Raw genomic sequence first — 17,620 nt, 5'->3', positions numbered from 1 at the left:
AAACGGCAAAAGGGCTCACAAAGAGCCCTTATTTATTATGGTTTTCTTATTAAAACTCGTGGTCAGCAGTATCAGGGCTTAGGCTGTCGATGCCGACAATGTTTGCCGCTCGCTCAATCGCAACAGTTTGCGCTACCAACGACATGATGGTGTCGTTTACTAGCGCGTTGCCTTGTGCGTTACCCGCCGCAATAAGTTGGTCAAAGTGCTGGTTATTCTTCTCTGCAGAAGTCACTAGCTCACCAACTTGGCTACGTGTTGTATCAAACTGCTTTTGAATTTCGGTCGCAGCTTTCTTGTCTTTTTGAGCAACAAGGTCAGCAATACTCGGACCAGACAGTTCTTTGCCGTTTACACCTTTGTATGTACCTGTGTAAACATTGTAGATGCCTTGCTCATTGTAGTAGTGAGAGTTGTGCGTGTTGTCTGAGAAACAATCGTGCTCGTCTTCAGTCGAGTTCGCTTCTAGTGCCACCTTCATACGTTCACCCGCTAACTCACCTAGAGAAAGAGAACCCATGCCGAATAGCATCTTACGAAGACCATTGTCAGCAGATTCGTTCAGTAGCTCTTCACGGTAGTTGCCTTTCACTTCTGCAGACCACTGCTTTTCCATCCACTCTAGGTCTTGAACCAGTAGATCAGCGGCCGCTTTTAGGTACTCACCACGACGATCACAATGACCATTCGTACACTCAGAACCCACAACGAAATCAGTGTAAGCACGTTGACCTGCACCCGCGTTAGTGCCGTTTAGGTCTTGGCCCCAAAGCAAGAATTCAATCGCGTGGTAACCTGACGCAACGTTTGCCTCAGAACCGCCTACTTCGTTTAGATCTGCTAGTAATTCTGGCGTAATTTTTGAAACGTCCAGTTTAGAAGCACCAATCTGCAGACTTGTGTTTGCGATGATATTTGCAGCCGCACCTTCGTTACCCAATTCGTATTGGTAATCAGCCGCTACGTAGTCGATCAGACCTTCATCAAGTGGCCATGCGTTTAACTGACCTTCCCAATCGTCAACAATCGCGTTACCAAAACGGAAAACTTCAGACTGTTGGTAAGGAACGCGAGAATCTAGCCAAGCTTGTTTTACTTCTTCAAGCTTTTTCGCTGATGGTGATTTTAGGAATTCGTCGATTTTTACATCCAGCGCTTTCGCTGTTGTTACTGAATCAGCAAACACAGCATGAGCAACGTCCGCGTAATGTTCGACAACTTGTTGTTTAGTTACTGTAGCAGCAACGGTAGAACCACTGGCAATGAGGAGTGATGCAGCAATAGATTGGACTAAAACTTTTTTTGCATTCATCTGAAGCATCCTTGTTGAGCATTTTAATTATCGTATTGGTAGTGCTAATTATTCTTATTTGCACTTTAGTCCCGAAATAATACAAATTTACAATTTATTTGCAACTCCAGATACAAAAAAAGCCTCATAATAATGAGGCTTTTCACATGCTTTATTGTCAATATTATCTTTATAATTAGACCTTTAGGTTGTGTTTCCCGTGAGAAACTTTTGCCTTAAGGTAATTTTCATTGCCATCTTTGATGTGCGCAGAAGTGTTGACAACTTCTGAAATTTCGATTCCGTATTCCGATAACTCACGGATCTTCTTAGGATTATTCGTTACCAAACGAATCTTGCTAACACCCAATGCTTCTAGCATTTGTGCTGCTTCTGTGAAGTCACGCAGGTCATCATCGAAACCCAAATGATTATTCGCTTCGTAGGTGTTCATGCCTTGGCTTTGCAAGCGGTAAGCATCAATCTTGTTGTATAGACCAATACCGCGCCCTTCTTGGCGAAGGTAAAGGATGATGCCACCTGATTCGCCCATACGATTAATGGTCTCTTCTAGTTGCTCACCACAGTCACAGCGTGAAGAGTGGAACACATCGCCAGTCAAACACTCAGAATGCATGCGAACTAATGGCATGTCCTGAGTTTGGTCTGCTTGTTTGAAGATAATCGCAACATGCTCTTTATCTGTCTTCAGACCATGGAAAGACAGGATTTCGGCATCAATGTTACTTTTAGCCCCGACTTTAAAATCTACTCTGGCACGTACTTCCGCCATATCTACACTCACTCGATTTATTGCTTGATGCATTTTCGTTATCGCATTCATGGGATTGCTCTCATTTGCTCTTCAACTATGGGGATTGATACCGCATTTTTCAATGTTGAGATCACAAAGAACCCTATTCTTATTCATGACAAGCTAGGAAATCCTGTTCGGACACTTCCCGCTAGCCGACTTTACAAATGTTATAATATAACATTTATAATTAACTACAATAAAAAAACCCCAGACAAATTTGCCTGGGGTTTCGAAAGCGTTAGTTGAAGAATTGATTTTAGTGCGTTTGGCTGCGCTTCCATACGGCGAGCTCAATCCAAACCGCTTCAAGTTCTTGAATCTCTTCGTCGGTTAAAACGGCGAGTGTAGAAGTGACTTGTGGCAGCTTCGGTGACTGCAATGCACGAATCTGCGAATAAAAGTCCTTTTTTAATTGCGATATAACTGAATCCACTGCGTACACCTATTCATTCTTTTATTACTCCTCCAGCTCAATTTTTATGGTCTGCTATTCACTGGAGCCTTCATAAATTCGAGAAAATGATAACATTCTGCTTGTTATGTGCACAATTTATTTTTAATAGTGGAATAACGGTCACATTAATTGCGCTTTACCATTCGGATCGAATATAAGACAAAAAGGATCAAAAATAGAGCAGGAAAGATCCACAGTAACGCGGTGGTATAATTAAATGGCGGTTGATACAGAACAATATTCCCATAACGAGCGACTAGGTAGTCTTTTATTTCTTGATTTGAACTGCCTTGATTAGCCATGGTGTACACCTTCAATCTAAGGTCTTTGGCGGCTTGTGCATTGGACTCTACAAGGTTTTGGTTTTGGCATTGCGGACAGCGTAATGTCTTGGCTAATGCGGTTGCGCGCTGTTGCACTTCAACAGAATGAAACTCAAACAGATCAACATTCTGTTCTAAATCCGCACTTCTCGTGAAAGGAGAAAATAGTGTAAATAGGATTAATGTGAGGAGAAGACTATTAAATTGAAACATTCAAATATCCTGAAAATATATCGTTCCATTTATCTGCCGTTAGCTCTCCGCGATATTTGATCAATATACGACCATTTTGATCAATCAAGTAAGTTTCCGGCGTTCCAATAACACCTAGCTCCACAGCGAGCTTTCCATTAGGGTCACTAATTACTTCAATATATGGGTTTCGTTTAGAGCTCAAATATTCACGAGCAGCTTGTTTTTGATCTCTATAATTCAGCCCGATAATAGGCACACCGAGTTCTGCTAACTGCAATAACTCTTCATGCTCTCGCTTGCATACCCCGCACCAAGATGCCCAAACATTCAATAATTTATATCCGTCGCTTTTGAACAATTGCTCAGAAACTATGTCATCAGAGATCAGAGAAGTAGAGCGAAAATTAGGTGTCTCTAAATTTCGTTGTGGGGACAATTCGACATGTGGTCGCTCAGACAAGGCCACCGCAGTAACTACAGCAAACACGGCAACAGCTACAACGAGACCTGCGAGTTTAAGCGTATTTCTCGATCGCATTGATAGCCTCTCTCCTTTTCTTTAGGCCGGTTAATAGCGCACCAAACACAGCTAATAGCCCGCCAGACCATATCCACCAAATACCTGCGCGGTATTGAACTTTAATCGCATAAGCATGAGTGTCGACTTTGTCACCCAATGTCACGTAATAATCGCCATGCCATAGTGAACAAATCGCAGGCTCAGTCATGTTCATTACTCGCACAGGGTAATGGCGCTTCTGCGGGTTGAAATTGAGCATGCGGCCATCTTCCAAATGCAAGGTAATCTGTCCTTGTTCCGCGGTATAGTTCGGCCCCACCAGCCATTCGATACCATGATAATCGATAGTGATCCCCGCCCTTTGTTGAGAACTGCCTGGTTCGACACGTAAATTGTATTCATAAGAGTAGTGACTATTGAATACAGCCCCACTCACCGCCAGAGCAAAACCGATATGTGCCATCACGATTGGCATGAGTTTACGCTTATTGGAACAGCGAAACAGCATAACGAGATGCGCCACAATCACCCAAGTAGCCAATGTTATGGTTAGCAATACTTCGAAATGCAGTGCGTGCACTAAGAAGATAAACCCGATCCCAGCGACAAGAGATAACGCAATACTGATCGCGATATCAGCGCTTACACTCGGAACTGTGCCTTTTGTCCATTTCAGCACCGGCATCAAAGCTAAGGCAATTAGAGCCAGTATGCTTAATGGGAAGATCAGACTATTAAAGTAAGGTGCGCCAACTGAAATGTTCCCTAAGCCGAGCAGTTGATAAACCATCGGATAAAAAGTGCCAAGAAAAACGATGGCAGTCGCAATAACCAGCAGCCCTTTGGCGATATAAGCAGTGTAAGCTCGGCTCGTTAGAGATTGAAGTTTGAAGCGAGGGAGTTGTTCTCCTCGCAAAATCAATACGCCAAAAGTGATAATGACAAGCAAGCTCAATACACCAAGCAGCACCAAACCTTTAGTTGGGTCCACCGCAAAAGCATGCACTGAAGTCAGCACGCCAGAGCGCACCACGAATGTCCCTAAAATGCTTAGGCTGAACGTAGCAAACGCCAGTGCATAGGTGCTCCAAATTGCGCCTCTGTTACGTGTTGCGACAACACCGCTGTGCAACAAAGCAGTACCAGTAAGCCAAGGGAGTAAAGAAGCGTTCTCGACAGGGTCCCAAAACCACCATCCGCCCCACCCTAACTCATTGTACGCCCACCATGCTCCCACCAAGATACCCAACGTGAGCGTTCCCCATGCAAAAAACGCTGCGCTTCGAGCGACCACATACCAATCGCTCATAGGTTGTTTACCCAATAGCGCCGCTAATGCAAAAGCTAATATTGCTGCGTAACCGACATAACCGAGATAAAGCAATGGTGGATGAATGATAAGCCCAACATCTTGCAGCATAGGGTTTAGATCTCGCCCTTCCGAAGCCAATACTTGGGCATATTCGAACGGGTTAGAGGTCATTAACGTGAACCATGCAAACGTCCCGATCAGAACGTTCATGACTCCTAGACAGTCACAAGTATATTGGGCATTGAGCGGTGACTTAAATGCAATAAACGACGCCCATAAACTCAGGGTCACGACCCAAAACAACATGGAGCCTTGGTGCCCACCCCAAGCGGCAGCAATTTTGAAAGCTACGGGAAGTTGACTGTTGGAATGCGTAACAACATATTCCAACGCGAAGTTGTCTTGCACGAAGCAGACGATCAGAAGTGCTAAACAAATGATGGAAGCTAAGCTAATGATGTGGGACATCGCGACTTGATGCGGCAATGTCGCCTTCTTACCCATAGCACGACGTAGCCAATGCAGAAGCGATGCACAAGTCGATGTTACAGCCACCAATATCAGTAAGAAGAACCCTAGCTCGGCCTCCATTTTCCCTCCTTACACTATGGTCATTTGACCGGCATAGAGAATGAAAGTACGCAGCATAAGTACGCCAACCAAGCTCAACGTCGTGACCGCAAAAACATAACTGCCTTTGTGGCGCACTTCAGAAGGCGTCAACCAATTGAGAGTCAAAGGCGTAATCATGCCGATGAACACTACCCCAACCCAGAACCATTGAGCCCAGAATCCACTCGAAATAGCATTCCAAGCCGCGACTTCGTTCTGACCACCGCTGAAGATCAGTCCAGTAAAGAAGGTCACTAAGACAAACAATTCAAACAACACTACTGGGCGTTCAAATCCGTGCACCCAAGACACACTTGGGCTGCTGGTCGACTCTTTAAACACCAAGATTCCGAACATCAAACATGCTGCTGCACCCGAGGACAAACTAGAGAACAGGAACAAGATTGGCAGTACTGGATTGTTTAGCATTGGGTAACTCTTCAACGCAGACAATAGAAAGCCAGTGTATGCCGCAAGCACGATGGCTAAGAATCCCAAAAACAATTCAATTGCGTTGTTGGCTTTCCCCGCCTTAATCAAAATACCATCGGCAAAATCCAGCAGCTTGCTTGGTAACTTCCCTTCACAGAAGCTGATGATTTGATGGCGGAAGATAACGCCAATCCAAACAAACAGCACTAGCATGTACACTTGGAACAAGATCACGCCCATCGACATCACCGACGTTGGGTTGTAGTAGATCATGATCTTCCAAAACTCTAAAGGCTTGGTTAAATGGAAAATCAAAATTACTAACCCAGCAATGATGCCAAATGGCGCAAGCCAAGCCATCGCTTTCATGATGCCGTTGTTTGCGGGATCACCTTCAATCACTTTGCGTTTTAAATAGATAGAAATCATCACCGCACCTGCTGACATCCCAGCAAGGAATAAGTAAATCGCGATGATCCAATCCCAGACTAACGAGTCAAAGTGGAATGCACTTTCGAAGCCGTTCATGATGACACCTCCCCTTTGCTATGCGGAATTTTGTACAGTTTAGGTTGCGTACCTAAATGCGATTTATCGCGATAGACAACATGGCTTTCGATAGCTTTGCTCACCTCGCTAGTTGGGTCATTTAAATCACCAAAGATGAGTGCTTTTGTTGGGCAAGATTCCACGCAAGCTGGCTGCTTACCTTGCGCTAGGTTGGTATCACGGCAGAAGTTACATTTATCCGCAGAGTGATCGACTGGATTAAAAAAGCGCACTTGGTAAGGGCAAGCAGCAAGGCAATAGCCACATCCGACACATTTCTCTTTATGTACATCCACGATGCCGGTCGCTTCATCTTTGTATGCAGCGCCTGTTGGACAAACGTATACACATGGTGGGTTATCACAGTGCTGACAGGATTCACGAGTAAACTGGTATTCCACATCTGGGAACTCGCCAATCGGTTCACTGCGATGAATTTTAAGTCGGGTCACGCCTTCAGGGACTTTATTTACTTCGCGACAAGCATCAGTACAGGCGGTACAGCCAATACAGGTATTTTCATCATGAACCATACCCATGCGTTTCGCTTGTTCACTGTTGCTGGCATAAAGAGAGGAGCTAACAACGGAAGTGCCTGCAACGCCTGTAGTTAAAATCAACGCGCCGCTGCCGGCTAAAAAGTTTCTTCTCGAACATTTCATGCTATCTCTCCTCTTCTTTGGCAAGTTCAGGTTCGACGGCAAATTCAGAGTGACAATCCACACACTGCTTGATCAGTTGTTTTCTGTCGTACGACAACGCTTTGGTTTTCGCTGCGTGTACATCGTGGCAATTTGAACAAGTGAGGTTTTTGGCGTGCACATCGTGTGTCCAGTGGCTTTCTCTCAGCTGTGCCGGTGCGTGGCAATCCACACATTGGCTGTTAGCTTTAAGAATCATGCTTGGATCAAGGAACACTTTGTCGTGTACCTCTTTCGATTGCGCGGCAGAAAACTTAATCACATCAGGCGCGCCTTCACGATGGTCGGGACCAATATTGCTATGGCAATTGGTGCAATTAAGTTGCTTCCCTTGGCTGAGTAGTGCTTGCGGGTCATGCGAAAGGTTCAGAGTCTCTTTGGCATCCTTATGACATTGCAGACACTTGTAGTCTCGGTCACGGATCAACTCGACTTGATGACGCTCAGCTTGAGCACCTTCAATCGGCTCTGAAGAAGTCGCATGGGCGGCGATGGAGAAACCATAGATGGCAAAGACGAAGAGAAGTTTCAGCATTGTCTCTATGGTCAATTTTATATTGCCCATATTGTTCTTTCCTTAGCTCGATAATAATTGATAACTATTCTCAATTATTTATTTGAGCGACAATTAATTTCCTCTGAAGATATTTTTCAAACCTTCAAATGACATCAATTCTTATTTCGGAAAGCCACAACGCTAAACCTATATTTATAATACCTCTATTATTCATAAGGGGTAGAAACACCTGCTCAAAAAGCGAACTAAATCACCCTATTTTTAAAAAGGTTAAAAGCCCAATACATTGACGAACAAGGACTTAACCACTACCACTTTAGGGGTATATAAATTCAAACATGACTGAGATCACTGGTGTAAATTGATCTAAAACAAGACAAGATTCGCTCACTATTTCATCTATCCAATTAAGCAATATTATTAATCGTAGATCTCCAGTTCTTATTTGGAATAGCTTCTCACAACGCTGCTAATAAAAACGAATATGGAGATAACACCGTGAGCATAAAACACTGGATGAGCGCACCTATCGCGGTTGCGACCTTATTCGCCAGCCAATTATTTTTGGTCGGCGCTCCGTTGGCGGCAGAAGAAAAAGACCTCATTGACCCTCGTAATGACGCCTTTGAACAGAACCATCCCGACCAATACCACTCTTGGAAAGCAACATCCGAAAGCGAGCACATTGAAGATGCCCTAAGTGAAGACCCAAACATGGTGATCTTGTGGGCTGGCTATGGCTTTGCAAAAGACTACAACAAAGCACGCGGTCACTTTTACGCACTTGATGATGTTCGCCAAACCTTACGTACCGGCGCACCGACTGATGAAAAATCCGGCCCTATGCCAATGGCCTGTTGGAGCTGTAAAAGCCCTGACGTTGCTCGCGTGATTGATGAACGTGGTGAAGACGGTTATTTCGAAGGTAAATGGGCACGCTTGGGCTCAGAAATCGTCAACCCTATCGGTTGTTCTGACTGTCACGACACTCGCTCTGAAGAATTTAAGAAAGGCGAACCAGCACTGGCGGTAACTCGCCCTTATGTTGAGCGTGCTTTTGATACTATTGGTAAAAACTTTGATGAACAATCTCGCCTAGATAAGCAAGCATCGGTCTGCGCTCAATGTCACGTTGAATACTACTTCACCGGCCCGACTAAAGCGGTTAAGTTCCCATGGGATATGGGCACCACCGTTAATGACATGGAGAAATACTACGACGCGTTGAATTTCAAAGATTGGACGCATGCAGTATCTAAAGCTCCGATGCTAAAAGCACAACACCCGGGTTACGAAACATGGCGCGATGGCATCCATGGCAAAAACAAAGTGGTGTGTGTGGACTGTCACATGCCTAAAGTAACCAAAGAAGACGGCACGGTGTACACAGACCACAAAGTGGGTAACCCGTTTGATCGCTTCGAAGACACCTGTGCACAATGTCATACCCAAACTAAAGAGCAGCTACAAGGCATCGTTTCGACTCGCAAAGCACAAGTATTGAACATGAAGCTAACCGCCGAGAAGCAAATCGTAGCGGCACACTTTGAAGCAGGCGCAGCGTGGAAAGCAGGTGCAACAGAAGCAGAGATGGAACCTATCCTACAAGATATTCGCCATGCACAATGGCGTTGGGACTACGCAATTGCTTCTCACGGTGTTCACATGCATGCTCCTGAGGTAGCACTAGAAGTACTAGGTACTGCAGTTGACCGCGCCGCTGACGCTCGTACCAAGTTGGTTCGCTTACTGGCCACCAAAGGCATTACTGACCCTGTTCAAATTCCAGATATCTCGACCAAAGCCAAAGCACAACAAGCACTGGGCATGGATATGGAGAAAATGAACGCAGACAAGAAACACTTCCTAGAAACAGTAGCGCCAGAGTGGGATAAAGCGGCAGCTGAACGCGAAGCCACGTATTAGTCTAACTGGCAGCGGTTAATTTATAGATACAACAAGGGGCGTACTGAACGCCCCTTTTTTTGTGTTTATTTGTTTCTTTGTTATCTTTATTTCTTCATCCTCGATTCTATCGAGAGACAAAATCGAATGTACTAGCGACGAGGAAGCCTCGGCCTCGGTTGAATATTTGGACGTGTCTTAGGCATCTGCACATTTGGACGAGCAACTGGGCGTTGGATCTTCGTTTCCGGTAATGCTTTTCTTTGTTGAACCTTTTCTTTTACCGCTTTGTCTTGTAAAGCCGCTGGCTCAATACGCTCCGGACGATTCTCCCATTTGGTTTGAATCTCTTGCTTTTGCTCGTCAGGCAATGATTGCCAATGATCGTCGAGTTGGCGTTTCATGTTATCGATATTGGCGGACATATCATCGTCCTTCCAATCCTCGACTTTGTCTTTGATGGATTGCTGTTGGTCTTCATCTAAACCATTCCACCACTCTTCCAGTTTCTCTTTATATTCGTCGTCGTTGTCGCAACAACCCGGATAGTAATAAATCCAGTAGTCGTCATGATCGTACCACCACGGATCGTAATAACCTGAAGAATAATAAACCGAAGAGGAAGAACCAGAATGATCGGAAGAGCTACAACCCGCCAATACAGAGCCGCACAGCAAAACCAATATGCTTAGTGCCTTATTTTTCATTCGTTGCCCACCTTTCCCTCTACTGCTTATTAAATTGTACGCTTACAACAGCTCTTTTGCTTTGTTGATAGAGTTAATGATTTGCACTCTATCTAAATTTGGATCATTAGAATCTAATAATAGTACCCAAGTATCAATGGCTTCCTGAAAGCGGAATGACAGAAAATGGTCATTTGCGATCAAAGACAAAGCCGCTTCATTGTGCGGTTCTATCTGTAGAGCTTGTTCCAGAAGCAGGCTGACTTCTTGCGTCACAGATTGTTGGTGGATGTAGTATAAAGTGGTCGCCTTTGCAGCAAGTTGCGTGGCACTGACAGGTTCAGTCAGTTGGATCGCGTAATCAAAGCAAATCAACGCACCGTCAAATTCACCCTCTAGTAGGTAGCCCTGCCCGAGTTGGAACCACAATTCAGCGTTGTTTGGGTCCTCTCGCAACTGGTCTTGAATCTCTTGCATGATGTCACGAGCAGTCATCATACGTGACATTTCTGCTTGCATCGGTTGAGGTGGAGTTTGACGCAGCAGTAAGAAGCTTGCACTGGTTATGACAAGCACTAACAGACAAAAGCCGAACCATTGGGTAGGTTTAACTTTTGATGCACTCAGTGATAAGAGGACGATGAACAAGCCCATCAAGGAGATGGCAACGAAAAACCAAACAGACATAAAGCAACCTATGAATAAAGATAACGCCAGTGTACTGGTTTCCGACTTTCATTGCGTTGATACAGATACAAAAAAGCCGAGCGTTATGCTCGGCTTTCAAATTTAGCGATTTAGAAGAAGCTTACTCTTCTTCTGAACCTTCAGCTGTATCGTCTGCTGCTGGCGCTTCAGGAGCTTGACCTTCTGCGTTCGCCTCTGTTGCTTCTGCTTCTTCGCCTTCTGGCAATTCAACTTCTTCAACTTCGTCGATGCGTTGTAGGCCAACTACTGATTCGTCTTCGGCTGTACGGATAAGTGTCACACCTTGGGTGTTACGACCAACTTGGCTCACTTCCGCTACACGTGTACGTACTAGAGTACCAGCGTCGGTGATCATCATCATCTCGTCGCCTTCTTCTACTTGTACGGCGCCAACAACTGGACCGTTACGCTCAGAAACCTTGATAGACACAACGCCCTGAGTTGCACGACCTTTCGTTGGGTATTCCGCTAGTTCAGTACGCTTACCGTAGCCGTTTTGTGTAACCGTTAAGATATCGCCTTCGTTAGACGGAACGATTAGAGAAACAACTTGGTCTTCGTCTGCTAGTTTCATACCGCGAACACCCGCCGCTGTACGACCCATTGCACGCACTTTGTCTTCGCTGAAGCGAACCACTTTACCTGCTTTAGAGAACAGCATGATGTCGCTATCGCCGTTTGTGATATCAACGCCAATTAGTGAGTCATCATCACGTAGGTTCACAGCGATTAGGCCGTTTGAACGTACGTTTGCAAACTGGTTCAGTGGGGTCTTCTTAACCGTACCATCGCCTGTCGCCATGAAGATAAATTTCTCTGGTGAGAACTCATCAACAGGAAGAATTGCAGTGATACGCTCACCTTCCTCTAGAGGAAGGATGTTTACGATTGGCTTACCACGTGCAGTACGAGTTGCATGAGGCAATTGGTAAACTTTCAGACGGTAAGTCTTACCACGAGTTGAGAAACACAGAATGTTATCGTGAGTATTTGCAACAAGTAGACGTTCGATGAAGTCTTCATCTTTCATCTTCGTTGCACTCTTACCTTTACCACCACGGCGCTGAGCTTCGTAGTCGCTTAGAATTTGGTACTTAACGTAACCTTCGTGAGACAGAGTTACTACTACGTCTTCACGAGCAATCAGCTCTTCCATGTCGATGTCATGGGTTGCTGCTGTGATTTCTGTACGACGAACATCACCGTAACCATCACGAACCGCTTCAAGTTCTTCGCGGATCACTTCCATTAGACGCTCAGTGCTTGCAAGGATGTGCATTAGCTCTGCGATTTCATCTAGAAGTGCTTTGTATTCATCAAGAATCTTCTCGTGCTCTAGACCGGTTAGACGGTGTAGACGAAGTTCTAGAATTGCTTGAGCTTGAGTCTCTGTTAGGTAGTACAGACCATCACGGATACCGTATTGATCTTCTAGCCATTCTGGACGTGCTGCATCAGTACCAGCACGCTCAAGCATTGATGCTACGTTACCAAGATCCCAACCACGCGATACCAAGCCAACTTTTGCTTCTGCTGGTGTTGGTGCGTTTTTGATCAGCTCGATAACTTCATCGATGTTTGCAAGAGCAAGAGACAGTGCTTCAAGGATATGAGCACGTTCGCGCGCTTTGCGTAGTTCGAAGATAGTACGACGAGTGACAACTTCACGACGGTGGTCAACGAAGCACTTCAACATGTCTTTTAGGTTGAATAGCTGTGGCTGGCCGTTGTTTAGCGCAACCATGTTGATACCGAAAGTCGTTTGAAGCTGAGTTTGTGCGTAAAGGTTGTTCAGAACAACTTCACCCACAGCGTCGCGCTTACATTCAATAACAATACGCATACCGTCTTTATCAGACTCGTCGCGTAGTGCACTGATGCCTTCTACTTTCTTATCTTTAACTAGCTCAGCGATCTTTTCGATCAAGCGAGCTTTGTTTACCTGGTAAGGGATTTCAGTGACGATGATGGTTTCTTTACCATTCTTCTCCACTTCGATTTCCGCTTTTGAACGCATGTAGATCTTGCCGCGACCAGTTTTGTACGCGTCTACGATGCCTTTACGACCGCTGATTAGCGCTGCCGTTGGGAAATCAGGACCAGGGATGTAATCCATTAGTTCATCAATAGTGATTTCTTCATTATTGATGAACGCAAGACAGCCATCGATCACTTCGCCAAGGTTGTGCGGTGGGATGTTGGTTGCCATACCTACCGCGATACCAGAGGCACCGTTTACCAATAGGTTAGGAATTTTAGTTGGAAGAACCGCTGGGATTTGCTCCGTACCATCATAGTTAGGTACGTAGTCCACGGTTTCTTTATCTAGGTCAGCCAGAAGTTCGTGGGCAATTTTCGCCATACGTACTTCGGTATAACGCATTGCCGCAGCAGAGTCGCCATCGATCGAGCCAAAGTTACCTTGACCATCGACCAGCATGTAACGAAGTGAGAACGGCTGAGCCATACGTACGATTGTGTCGTACACAGCGCTATCACCGTGTGGGTGATATTTACCGATTACGTCGCCAACAACACGGGCTGATTTTTTATATGGTTTGTTCCAATCGTTGCCTAGTACGTTCATCGCGAATAAAACGCGGCGGTGTACTGGTTTTAGGCCATCACGCACATCTGGAAGAGCACGACCCACGATTACTGACATCGCGTAGTCTAGGTATGAACCTCTAAGCTCATCTTCAATGTTTACGGGCGTGATCTCTTTAGCTAAATCGCTCATAGAGCCATTATCCCTCTATTATCTGATCGTAATTACGATACGTGTAAGGTGCAAAAATATAACACACAATTCATCAACGGGGCATCACTTTCCCACTCGTTTTATCAGGTTGTGAGCTTCGTTATGAGTTAAATGAAGAGAATTTGCACATTCATCCCATATCTTTATGAAAACTGACTACATTTCCACCAACACCGCTCAAAAATCTCTCCTGTAGCGATTGTGAGAAAAGAAGCAGTTTTAACGTATCGTACCATTGGAGTATAATCACGCCTTCCAAAGGACTATTAGCGAAGCGATATAACTATCATGACAAAAGCACAAAACGTCGACCCAAGTGAAATTAAGAAATTCGAAGAGATGGCTTCTCGTTGGTGGGATTTAGAAGGCGAGTTCAAACCACTTCATCAAATTAACCCGCTTCGCTTGAACTATGTCCTAGAGAAAGCTGACGGCTTATTTGGCAAAAAAGTGCTCGATGTTGGCTGTGGTGGTGGCATTCTTGCGGAAAGCATGGCAAAAGAAGGCGCCGTCGTTACCGGTCTCGATATGGGCAAAGAGCCATTAGAAGTGGCACGTCTTCATGCTCTTGAGACAGGCACTAAGCTGACTTACATCCAAAGCACTATCGAAGATCACGCAGCAGAAAATGCAGGCACTTATGATGTCGTGACTTGTATGGAGATGCTTGAGCACGTTCCTGATCCACTGTCTGTGATTCGCTCTTGCGCGGCATTGGTAAAACCTGGTGGCCACGTCTTCTTCTCTACTTTAAACCGCAACATCAAATCTTACTTATTTGCGATTGTCGGTGCTGAAAAGCTACTCAAGATTGTGCCTGAAGGCACTCATGACCATGAGAAGTTCATCAAACCGGCAGAAATGATGAAGATGATTGACCAAACCGACCTAACTGAAATGGGTATTACAGGTTTGCACTACAACCCTTTTAACGACAGCTACAAACTCGGTCATAATGTGGATGTAAACTACATCGTTCACACTGCTAAATACTGATTAATAAAATCATTATTGCCTAGCCAGTTTGGCGAACAGTAATATGAACTTTATTGAAAAGCGGTAGCACAGAAGCGCCGCTTTTTTTGTCAATTTCTGTAGAAAAAAAGTGCTCTAGATTCCATTTTGACCAATCTGTTTTTAACAAACAAAAACTGTCAAAGATCAAGGAAAATATTTTTACATGCGGTTATTTATGAACCGATCTGAAAAACGTAATTTTCCCCATTCAAGTCAGCCCTTTTCTCATCGGTTAGTGTTCACTTACTGATTTTTTTTATTTTGTTAGTTATCCACAAGTCATCCCAAACCTGTACCTTGAAAACTCAGGGTAATAGCACTATCTTGTAACTCGCAAACAAATGAACCCCTATATGTTGTGTTTCGACTACAATATATAGATAGACTTTGATCACAAAGCCGCCGCAAATTTTACAAGTTTTGCACATAAACAAACAAAAACACGGCTTTTATCAGTTTTCTTAGGGAAATAAAGCAGAATGAACCAACAACTTACCGTCACTAAGCGTGATGGCCGCAAAGAAACTATCGATCTGGAAAAAATCCATCGCGTTATTACGTGGGCTGCAGAAGGCCTGAATAACGTTTCGGTATCACAAGTAGAACTACGCGCTCACATCCAGTTTTACGACGGCATTACGACGACAGATATCCACGAGACTATCATCAAGTCTGCAGCAGACCTGATCTCTGAAGAGACACCGGATTACCAATACCTAGCTGCTCGCCTAGCGGTATTCCACCTACGTAAAAAAGCATACGGCCAATACGAGCCGCCAACGCTGTACAACCACGTAGCTCGTCTTGTTGATATGGGTAAGTACGATCAACACATTCTAGAAGACTACACGAAAGCTGAACTGGACGAACTTGATGCGTACCTTGACCACAAGCGCGATCTGGATTTCTCTTACGCAGCAGTAAAACAGCTAGAAGGCAAATACTTCGTACAAAACCGTGTATCTGGTGAGATCTACGAAAGTGCGCAGTTCCTATACATCCTTGTATCTGCTTGCCTATTCGCTAACTACCCGAAAGAAACGCGTCTTGACTACATCAAGCGTTTCTACGATGCGACGTCGACATTTAAGATTTCTCTACCTACACCAATCATGTCTGGTGTACGTACCCCTACTCGTCAGTTCAGTTCATGTGTACTTATCGAGTGTGGTGATAGCCTTGATTCTATCAACGCAACAGCAAGCTCAATCGTGCGTTACGTTTCTCAACGTGCGGGTATCGGTATCAACGCAGGTCGTATCCGTGCGCTAGGTTCTGAAATCCGTGGTGGTGAAGCATTCCACACAGGGTGTATCCCGTTCTACAAATACTTCCAAACAGCCGTTAAGTGTTGTTCTCAAGGTGGTGTTCGTGGTGGTGCAGCGACTGTGTTTTACCCGCTATGGCACGGCGAAGCTCGCTCGCTAATGGTTCTTAAAAACAACCGTGGTGTTGAAGAGAACCGTGTTCGTCACATGGACTACGGTGTTCAGTTGAATAAACTGATGTACCAACGCCTAGTAGAAGGTGGCAACATCACGTTGTTCTCACCATCAGACGTACCGGGTCTGTACGACGCTTTCTTCGAAAACCAAGAAGAATTCGAACGTCTATACGTGAAATACGAAAACGATCCTTCAATCAAGAAAGAAACGGTTAAAGCGATCGAAATGTTCACTCTGCTAATGCAAGAGCGCGCATCAACAGGCCGTATCTACATTCAGAACGTGGACCACTGTAACACTCACAGCCCATTCGATTCAGAAGTAGCGCCAGTTCGTCAATCAAACCTATGTTTGGAAATCGCACTGCCAACTAAGCCTCTGAAAAACGTTGAAGATGATTCGGGTGAGATCGCTCTGTGTACGCTATCTGCGTTTAACCTAGGTGCTATCAAGTCTCTAGATGACTTTGAAGAGCTATCTGAGCTTGTAGTACGTGCACTAGATGCACTGCTTGATTACCAAGATTACCCACTACCAGCGGCATACAAGTCGACAATGAACCGTCGTACGTTGGGTGTTGGTGTTATCAACTTCGCATACTACCTAGCGAAGAACGGCGTTAAGTACTCTGACGGCAGCGCTAACGGTCTAACTCACCGCACGTTTGAAGCGATTCAATACTACCTATTGAAAGCATCTGTAGCGCTAGCAAAAGAACAAGGTAAGTGTCCTTCGTTCCACGAAACGAACTACGCGAAAGGCCTATTGCCAATCGACACTTACAAGAAAGACGTTGACCTAATCTGTGAAGAAGAACTGCACTACGATTGGGATAGCCTACGTCAAGAGATCATGGAACACGGTCTACGTAACTCAACACTGACTGCGCTAATGCCATCTGAGACTTCTTCTCAGATCTCTAACGCGACAAACGGTATTGAGCCACCACGTGGTTTCGTATCTGTTAAAGCGTCGAAAGACGGTATCTTGAAGCAAGTTGTGCCAGATTTCACTGAACTGAAAGACAACTACGAACTGCTTTGGAACATCGGTTCTAACGACGGTTACCTACACCTTGTGGGCATCATGCAGAAATTCGTTGACCAAGCGATCTCTGCAAACACAAACTACGACCCTTCTGGTTACGAGAGCGGTAAGGTTCCAATGAAGAAACTTCTTCAAGACCTTCTAACTGCGTACAAGTATGGTGTGAAGACACTTTACTACCACAACACTCGTGACGGCGCGAAAGACGACCAGAAAGACGCAGTTCAACCACAAGATGACGATTGTGCAGGCGGCGGTTGTAAGATTTAATCTTACCCACCCTAACAATCCGTAGAAACAAACAATCGAACACCTCCCCGCTTGGGGA

At 45.0% G+C, this 17,620-nt stretch carries 15 protein-coding genes; 3 read left to right on the top strand and 12 right to left on the bottom strand.

Annotated features, from left to right (window positions below):
- Positions 1-49 precede the first annotated feature (49 nt).
- The 9 genes from A9237_RS14695 to nrfB all read right to left on the bottom strand — a co-directional run bounded on the left by A9237_RS14695 (position 50) and on the right by nrfB (position 7,771).
- Complete coding sequence (locus A9237_RS14695) at positions 50-1,312, bottom strand: imelysin family protein (protein ID WP_078608475.1); 1,263 nt, start codon at positions 1,310-1,312, stop codon at positions 50-52.
- Between the two features lie 175 nt (positions 1,313-1,487).
- A complete protein-coding gene (locus A9237_RS14690; protein ID WP_171371056.1) occupies positions 1,488-2,135 on the bottom strand; it encodes a GTP cyclohydrolase II in 648 nt (215 codons plus the stop codon).
- Between the two features lie 229 nt (positions 2,136-2,364).
- Complete coding sequence (locus A9237_RS14685; RefSeq protein WP_009706892.1) at positions 2,365-2,541, bottom strand: hypothetical protein; 177 nt, start codon at positions 2,539-2,541, stop codon at positions 2,365-2,367.
- Between the two features lie 146 nt (positions 2,542-2,687).
- Positions 2,688-3,098 carry a heme lyase NrfEFG subunit NrfF gene (gene nrfF, locus A9237_RS14680; RefSeq protein ID WP_078608474.1) on the bottom strand — a complete coding sequence of 137 codons (411 nt, stop codon included), beginning with the start codon at positions 3,096-3,098 and terminating at the stop codon, positions 2,688-2,690.
- A complete protein-coding gene (locus A9237_RS14675) occupies positions 3,085-3,618 on the bottom strand; it encodes a DsbE family thiol:disulfide interchange protein (protein WP_054577026.1) in 534 nt (177 codons plus the stop codon). Before A9237_RS14675 ends, nrfF begins: the two co-directional genes overlap by 14 nt.
- Positions 3,596-5,503 (bottom strand): heme lyase CcmF/NrfE family subunit, encoded by a 1,908-nt coding sequence (locus A9237_RS14670; RefSeq protein WP_078608473.1) that lies wholly within the window; start codon positions 5,501-5,503, stop codon positions 3,596-3,598. Before A9237_RS14670 ends, A9237_RS14675 begins: the two co-directional genes overlap by 23 nt.
- A gap of 9 nt (positions 5,504-5,512) precedes the next feature.
- Positions 5,513-6,484: a cytochrome c nitrite reductase subunit NrfD gene (nrfD, locus tag A9237_RS14665; protein ID WP_078608472.1), complete on the bottom strand. Its 972-nt coding sequence runs from the start codon at positions 6,482-6,484 to the stop codon at positions 5,513-5,515.
- Positions 6,481-7,167, bottom strand: a complete 687-nt coding sequence (nrfC, locus tag A9237_RS14660; RefSeq protein WP_078608471.1) for a cytochrome c nitrite reductase Fe-S protein — start codon at positions 7,165-7,167, stop codon at positions 6,481-6,483. The genes nrfD and nrfC overlap by 4 nt, the downstream gene beginning before the upstream one ends.
- 1 nt (position 7,168) lies before the next feature.
- Complete coding sequence (nrfB, locus tag A9237_RS14655) at positions 7,169-7,771, bottom strand: cytochrome c nitrite reductase pentaheme subunit (RefSeq protein ID WP_045480906.1); 603 nt, start codon at positions 7,769-7,771, stop codon at positions 7,169-7,171.
- Positions 7,772-8,221: 450 nt separating this feature from the next.
- On the opposite strand from nrfB, the gene nrfA reads away from it, so the two are divergent.
- Positions 8,222-9,649: an ammonia-forming nitrite reductase cytochrome c552 subunit gene (nrfA, locus tag A9237_RS14650; RefSeq protein ID WP_078608470.1), complete on the top strand. Its 1,428-nt coding sequence runs from the start codon at positions 8,222-8,224 to the stop codon at positions 9,647-9,649.
- A gap of 131 nt (positions 9,650-9,780) precedes the next feature.
- Here nrfA and A9237_RS14645 read toward each other — a convergent pair whose 3' ends face one another.
- The 3 genes from A9237_RS14645 to gyrA form a co-directional block, all read right to left on the bottom strand.
- The gene (locus A9237_RS14645) at positions 9,781-10,335 is read right to left on the bottom strand and encodes a hypothetical protein (RefSeq protein WP_078608469.1); all 555 of its coding nucleotides are present in this window, start codon (positions 10,333-10,335) and stop codon (positions 9,781-9,783) included.
- Positions 10,336-10,377: 42 nt separating this feature from the next.
- Complete coding sequence (locus tag A9237_RS14640) at positions 10,378-11,001, bottom strand: TPR domain-containing protein (RefSeq protein ID WP_078608468.1); 624 nt, start codon at positions 10,999-11,001, stop codon at positions 10,378-10,380.
- 121 nt (positions 11,002-11,122) lie between these two features.
- Positions 11,123-13,762 (bottom strand): DNA gyrase subunit A, encoded by a 2,640-nt coding sequence (gyrA, locus tag A9237_RS14635; protein ID WP_039987761.1) that lies wholly within the window; start codon positions 13,760-13,762, stop codon positions 11,123-11,125.
- Between the two features lie 309 nt (positions 13,763-14,071).
- Between gyrA and ubiG the strand changes: the two genes are divergently transcribed.
- Both ubiG and nrdA read left to right on the top strand, forming a co-directional pair.
- Positions 14,072-14,779, top strand: a complete 708-nt coding sequence (ubiG, locus tag A9237_RS14630; protein WP_078608467.1) for a bifunctional 2-polyprenyl-6-hydroxyphenol methylase/3-demethylubiquinol 3-O-methyltransferase UbiG — start codon at positions 14,072-14,074, stop codon at positions 14,777-14,779.
- A gap of 500 nt (positions 14,780-15,279) precedes the next feature.
- Entirely contained in the window at positions 15,280-17,562 is a 2,283-nt protein-coding gene (nrdA, locus tag A9237_RS14620) for a class 1a ribonucleoside-diphosphate reductase subunit alpha (protein ID WP_078608466.1), read from the top strand.
- Positions 17,563-17,620: the final 58 nt, after the last annotated feature.

The sequence above is a fragment of the Vibrio owensii genome, assembly GCF_002021755.1.
GTDB lineage: Bacteria > Pseudomonadota > Gammaproteobacteria > Enterobacterales > Vibrionaceae > Vibrio > Vibrio owensii.
The sequence above is the reverse complement of the archived record's forward strand: the minus strand, read 5'-3'. Positions and strand labels throughout refer to the sequence as shown.

Excerpts from the sequence above, each read along its gene's own strand:
- A9237_RS14695 (WP_078608475.1), bottom strand. The coding sequence starts at position 1,312 with ATGAATGCAAAAAAAGTTTTAGTCCAATCTATTGCTGCATCACTCCTC.
- A9237_RS14690 (WP_171371056.1), bottom strand. The coding sequence starts at position 2,135 with ATGAATGCGATAACGAAAATGCATCAAGCAATAAATCGAGTGAGTGTA.
- nrfF (WP_078608474.1), bottom strand. The coding sequence starts at position 3,098 with ATGTTTCAATTTAATAGTCTTCTCCTCACATTAATCCTATTTACACTA.
- A9237_RS14675 (WP_054577026.1), bottom strand. The coding sequence starts at position 3,618 with ATGCGATCGAGAAATACGCTTAAACTCGCAGGTCTCGTTGTAGCTGTT.
- A9237_RS14670 (WP_078608473.1), bottom strand. The coding sequence starts at position 5,503 with ATGGAGGCCGAGCTAGGGTTCTTCTTACTGATATTGGTGGCTGTAACA.
- nrfD (WP_078608472.1), bottom strand. The coding sequence starts at position 6,484 with ATGAACGGCTTCGAAAGTGCATTCCACTTTGACTCGTTAGTCTGGGAT.
- nrfC (WP_078608471.1), bottom strand. The coding sequence starts at position 7,167 with ATGAAATGTTCGAGAAGAAACTTTTTAGCCGGCAGCGGCGCGTTGATT.
- nrfB (WP_045480906.1), bottom strand. The coding sequence starts at position 7,771 with ATGGGCAATATAAAATTGACCATAGAGACAATGCTGAAACTTCTCTTC.
- A9237_RS14645 (WP_078608469.1), bottom strand. The coding sequence starts at position 10,335 with ATGAAAAATAAGGCACTAAGCATATTGGTTTTGCTGTGCGGCTCTGTA.
- A9237_RS14640 (WP_078608468.1), bottom strand. The coding sequence starts at position 11,001 with ATGTCTGTTTGGTTTTTCGTTGCCATCTCCTTGATGGGCTTGTTCATC.
- gyrA (WP_039987761.1), bottom strand. The coding sequence starts at position 13,762 with ATGAGCGATTTAGCTAAAGAGATCACGCCCGTAAACATTGAAGATGAG.
- ubiG (WP_078608467.1), top strand. The coding sequence starts at position 14,072 with ATGACAAAAGCACAAAACGTCGACCCAAGTGAAATTAAGAAATTCGAA.
- nrdA (WP_078608466.1), top strand. The coding sequence starts at position 15,280 with ATGAACCAACAACTTACCGTCACTAAGCGTGATGGCCGCAAAGAAACT.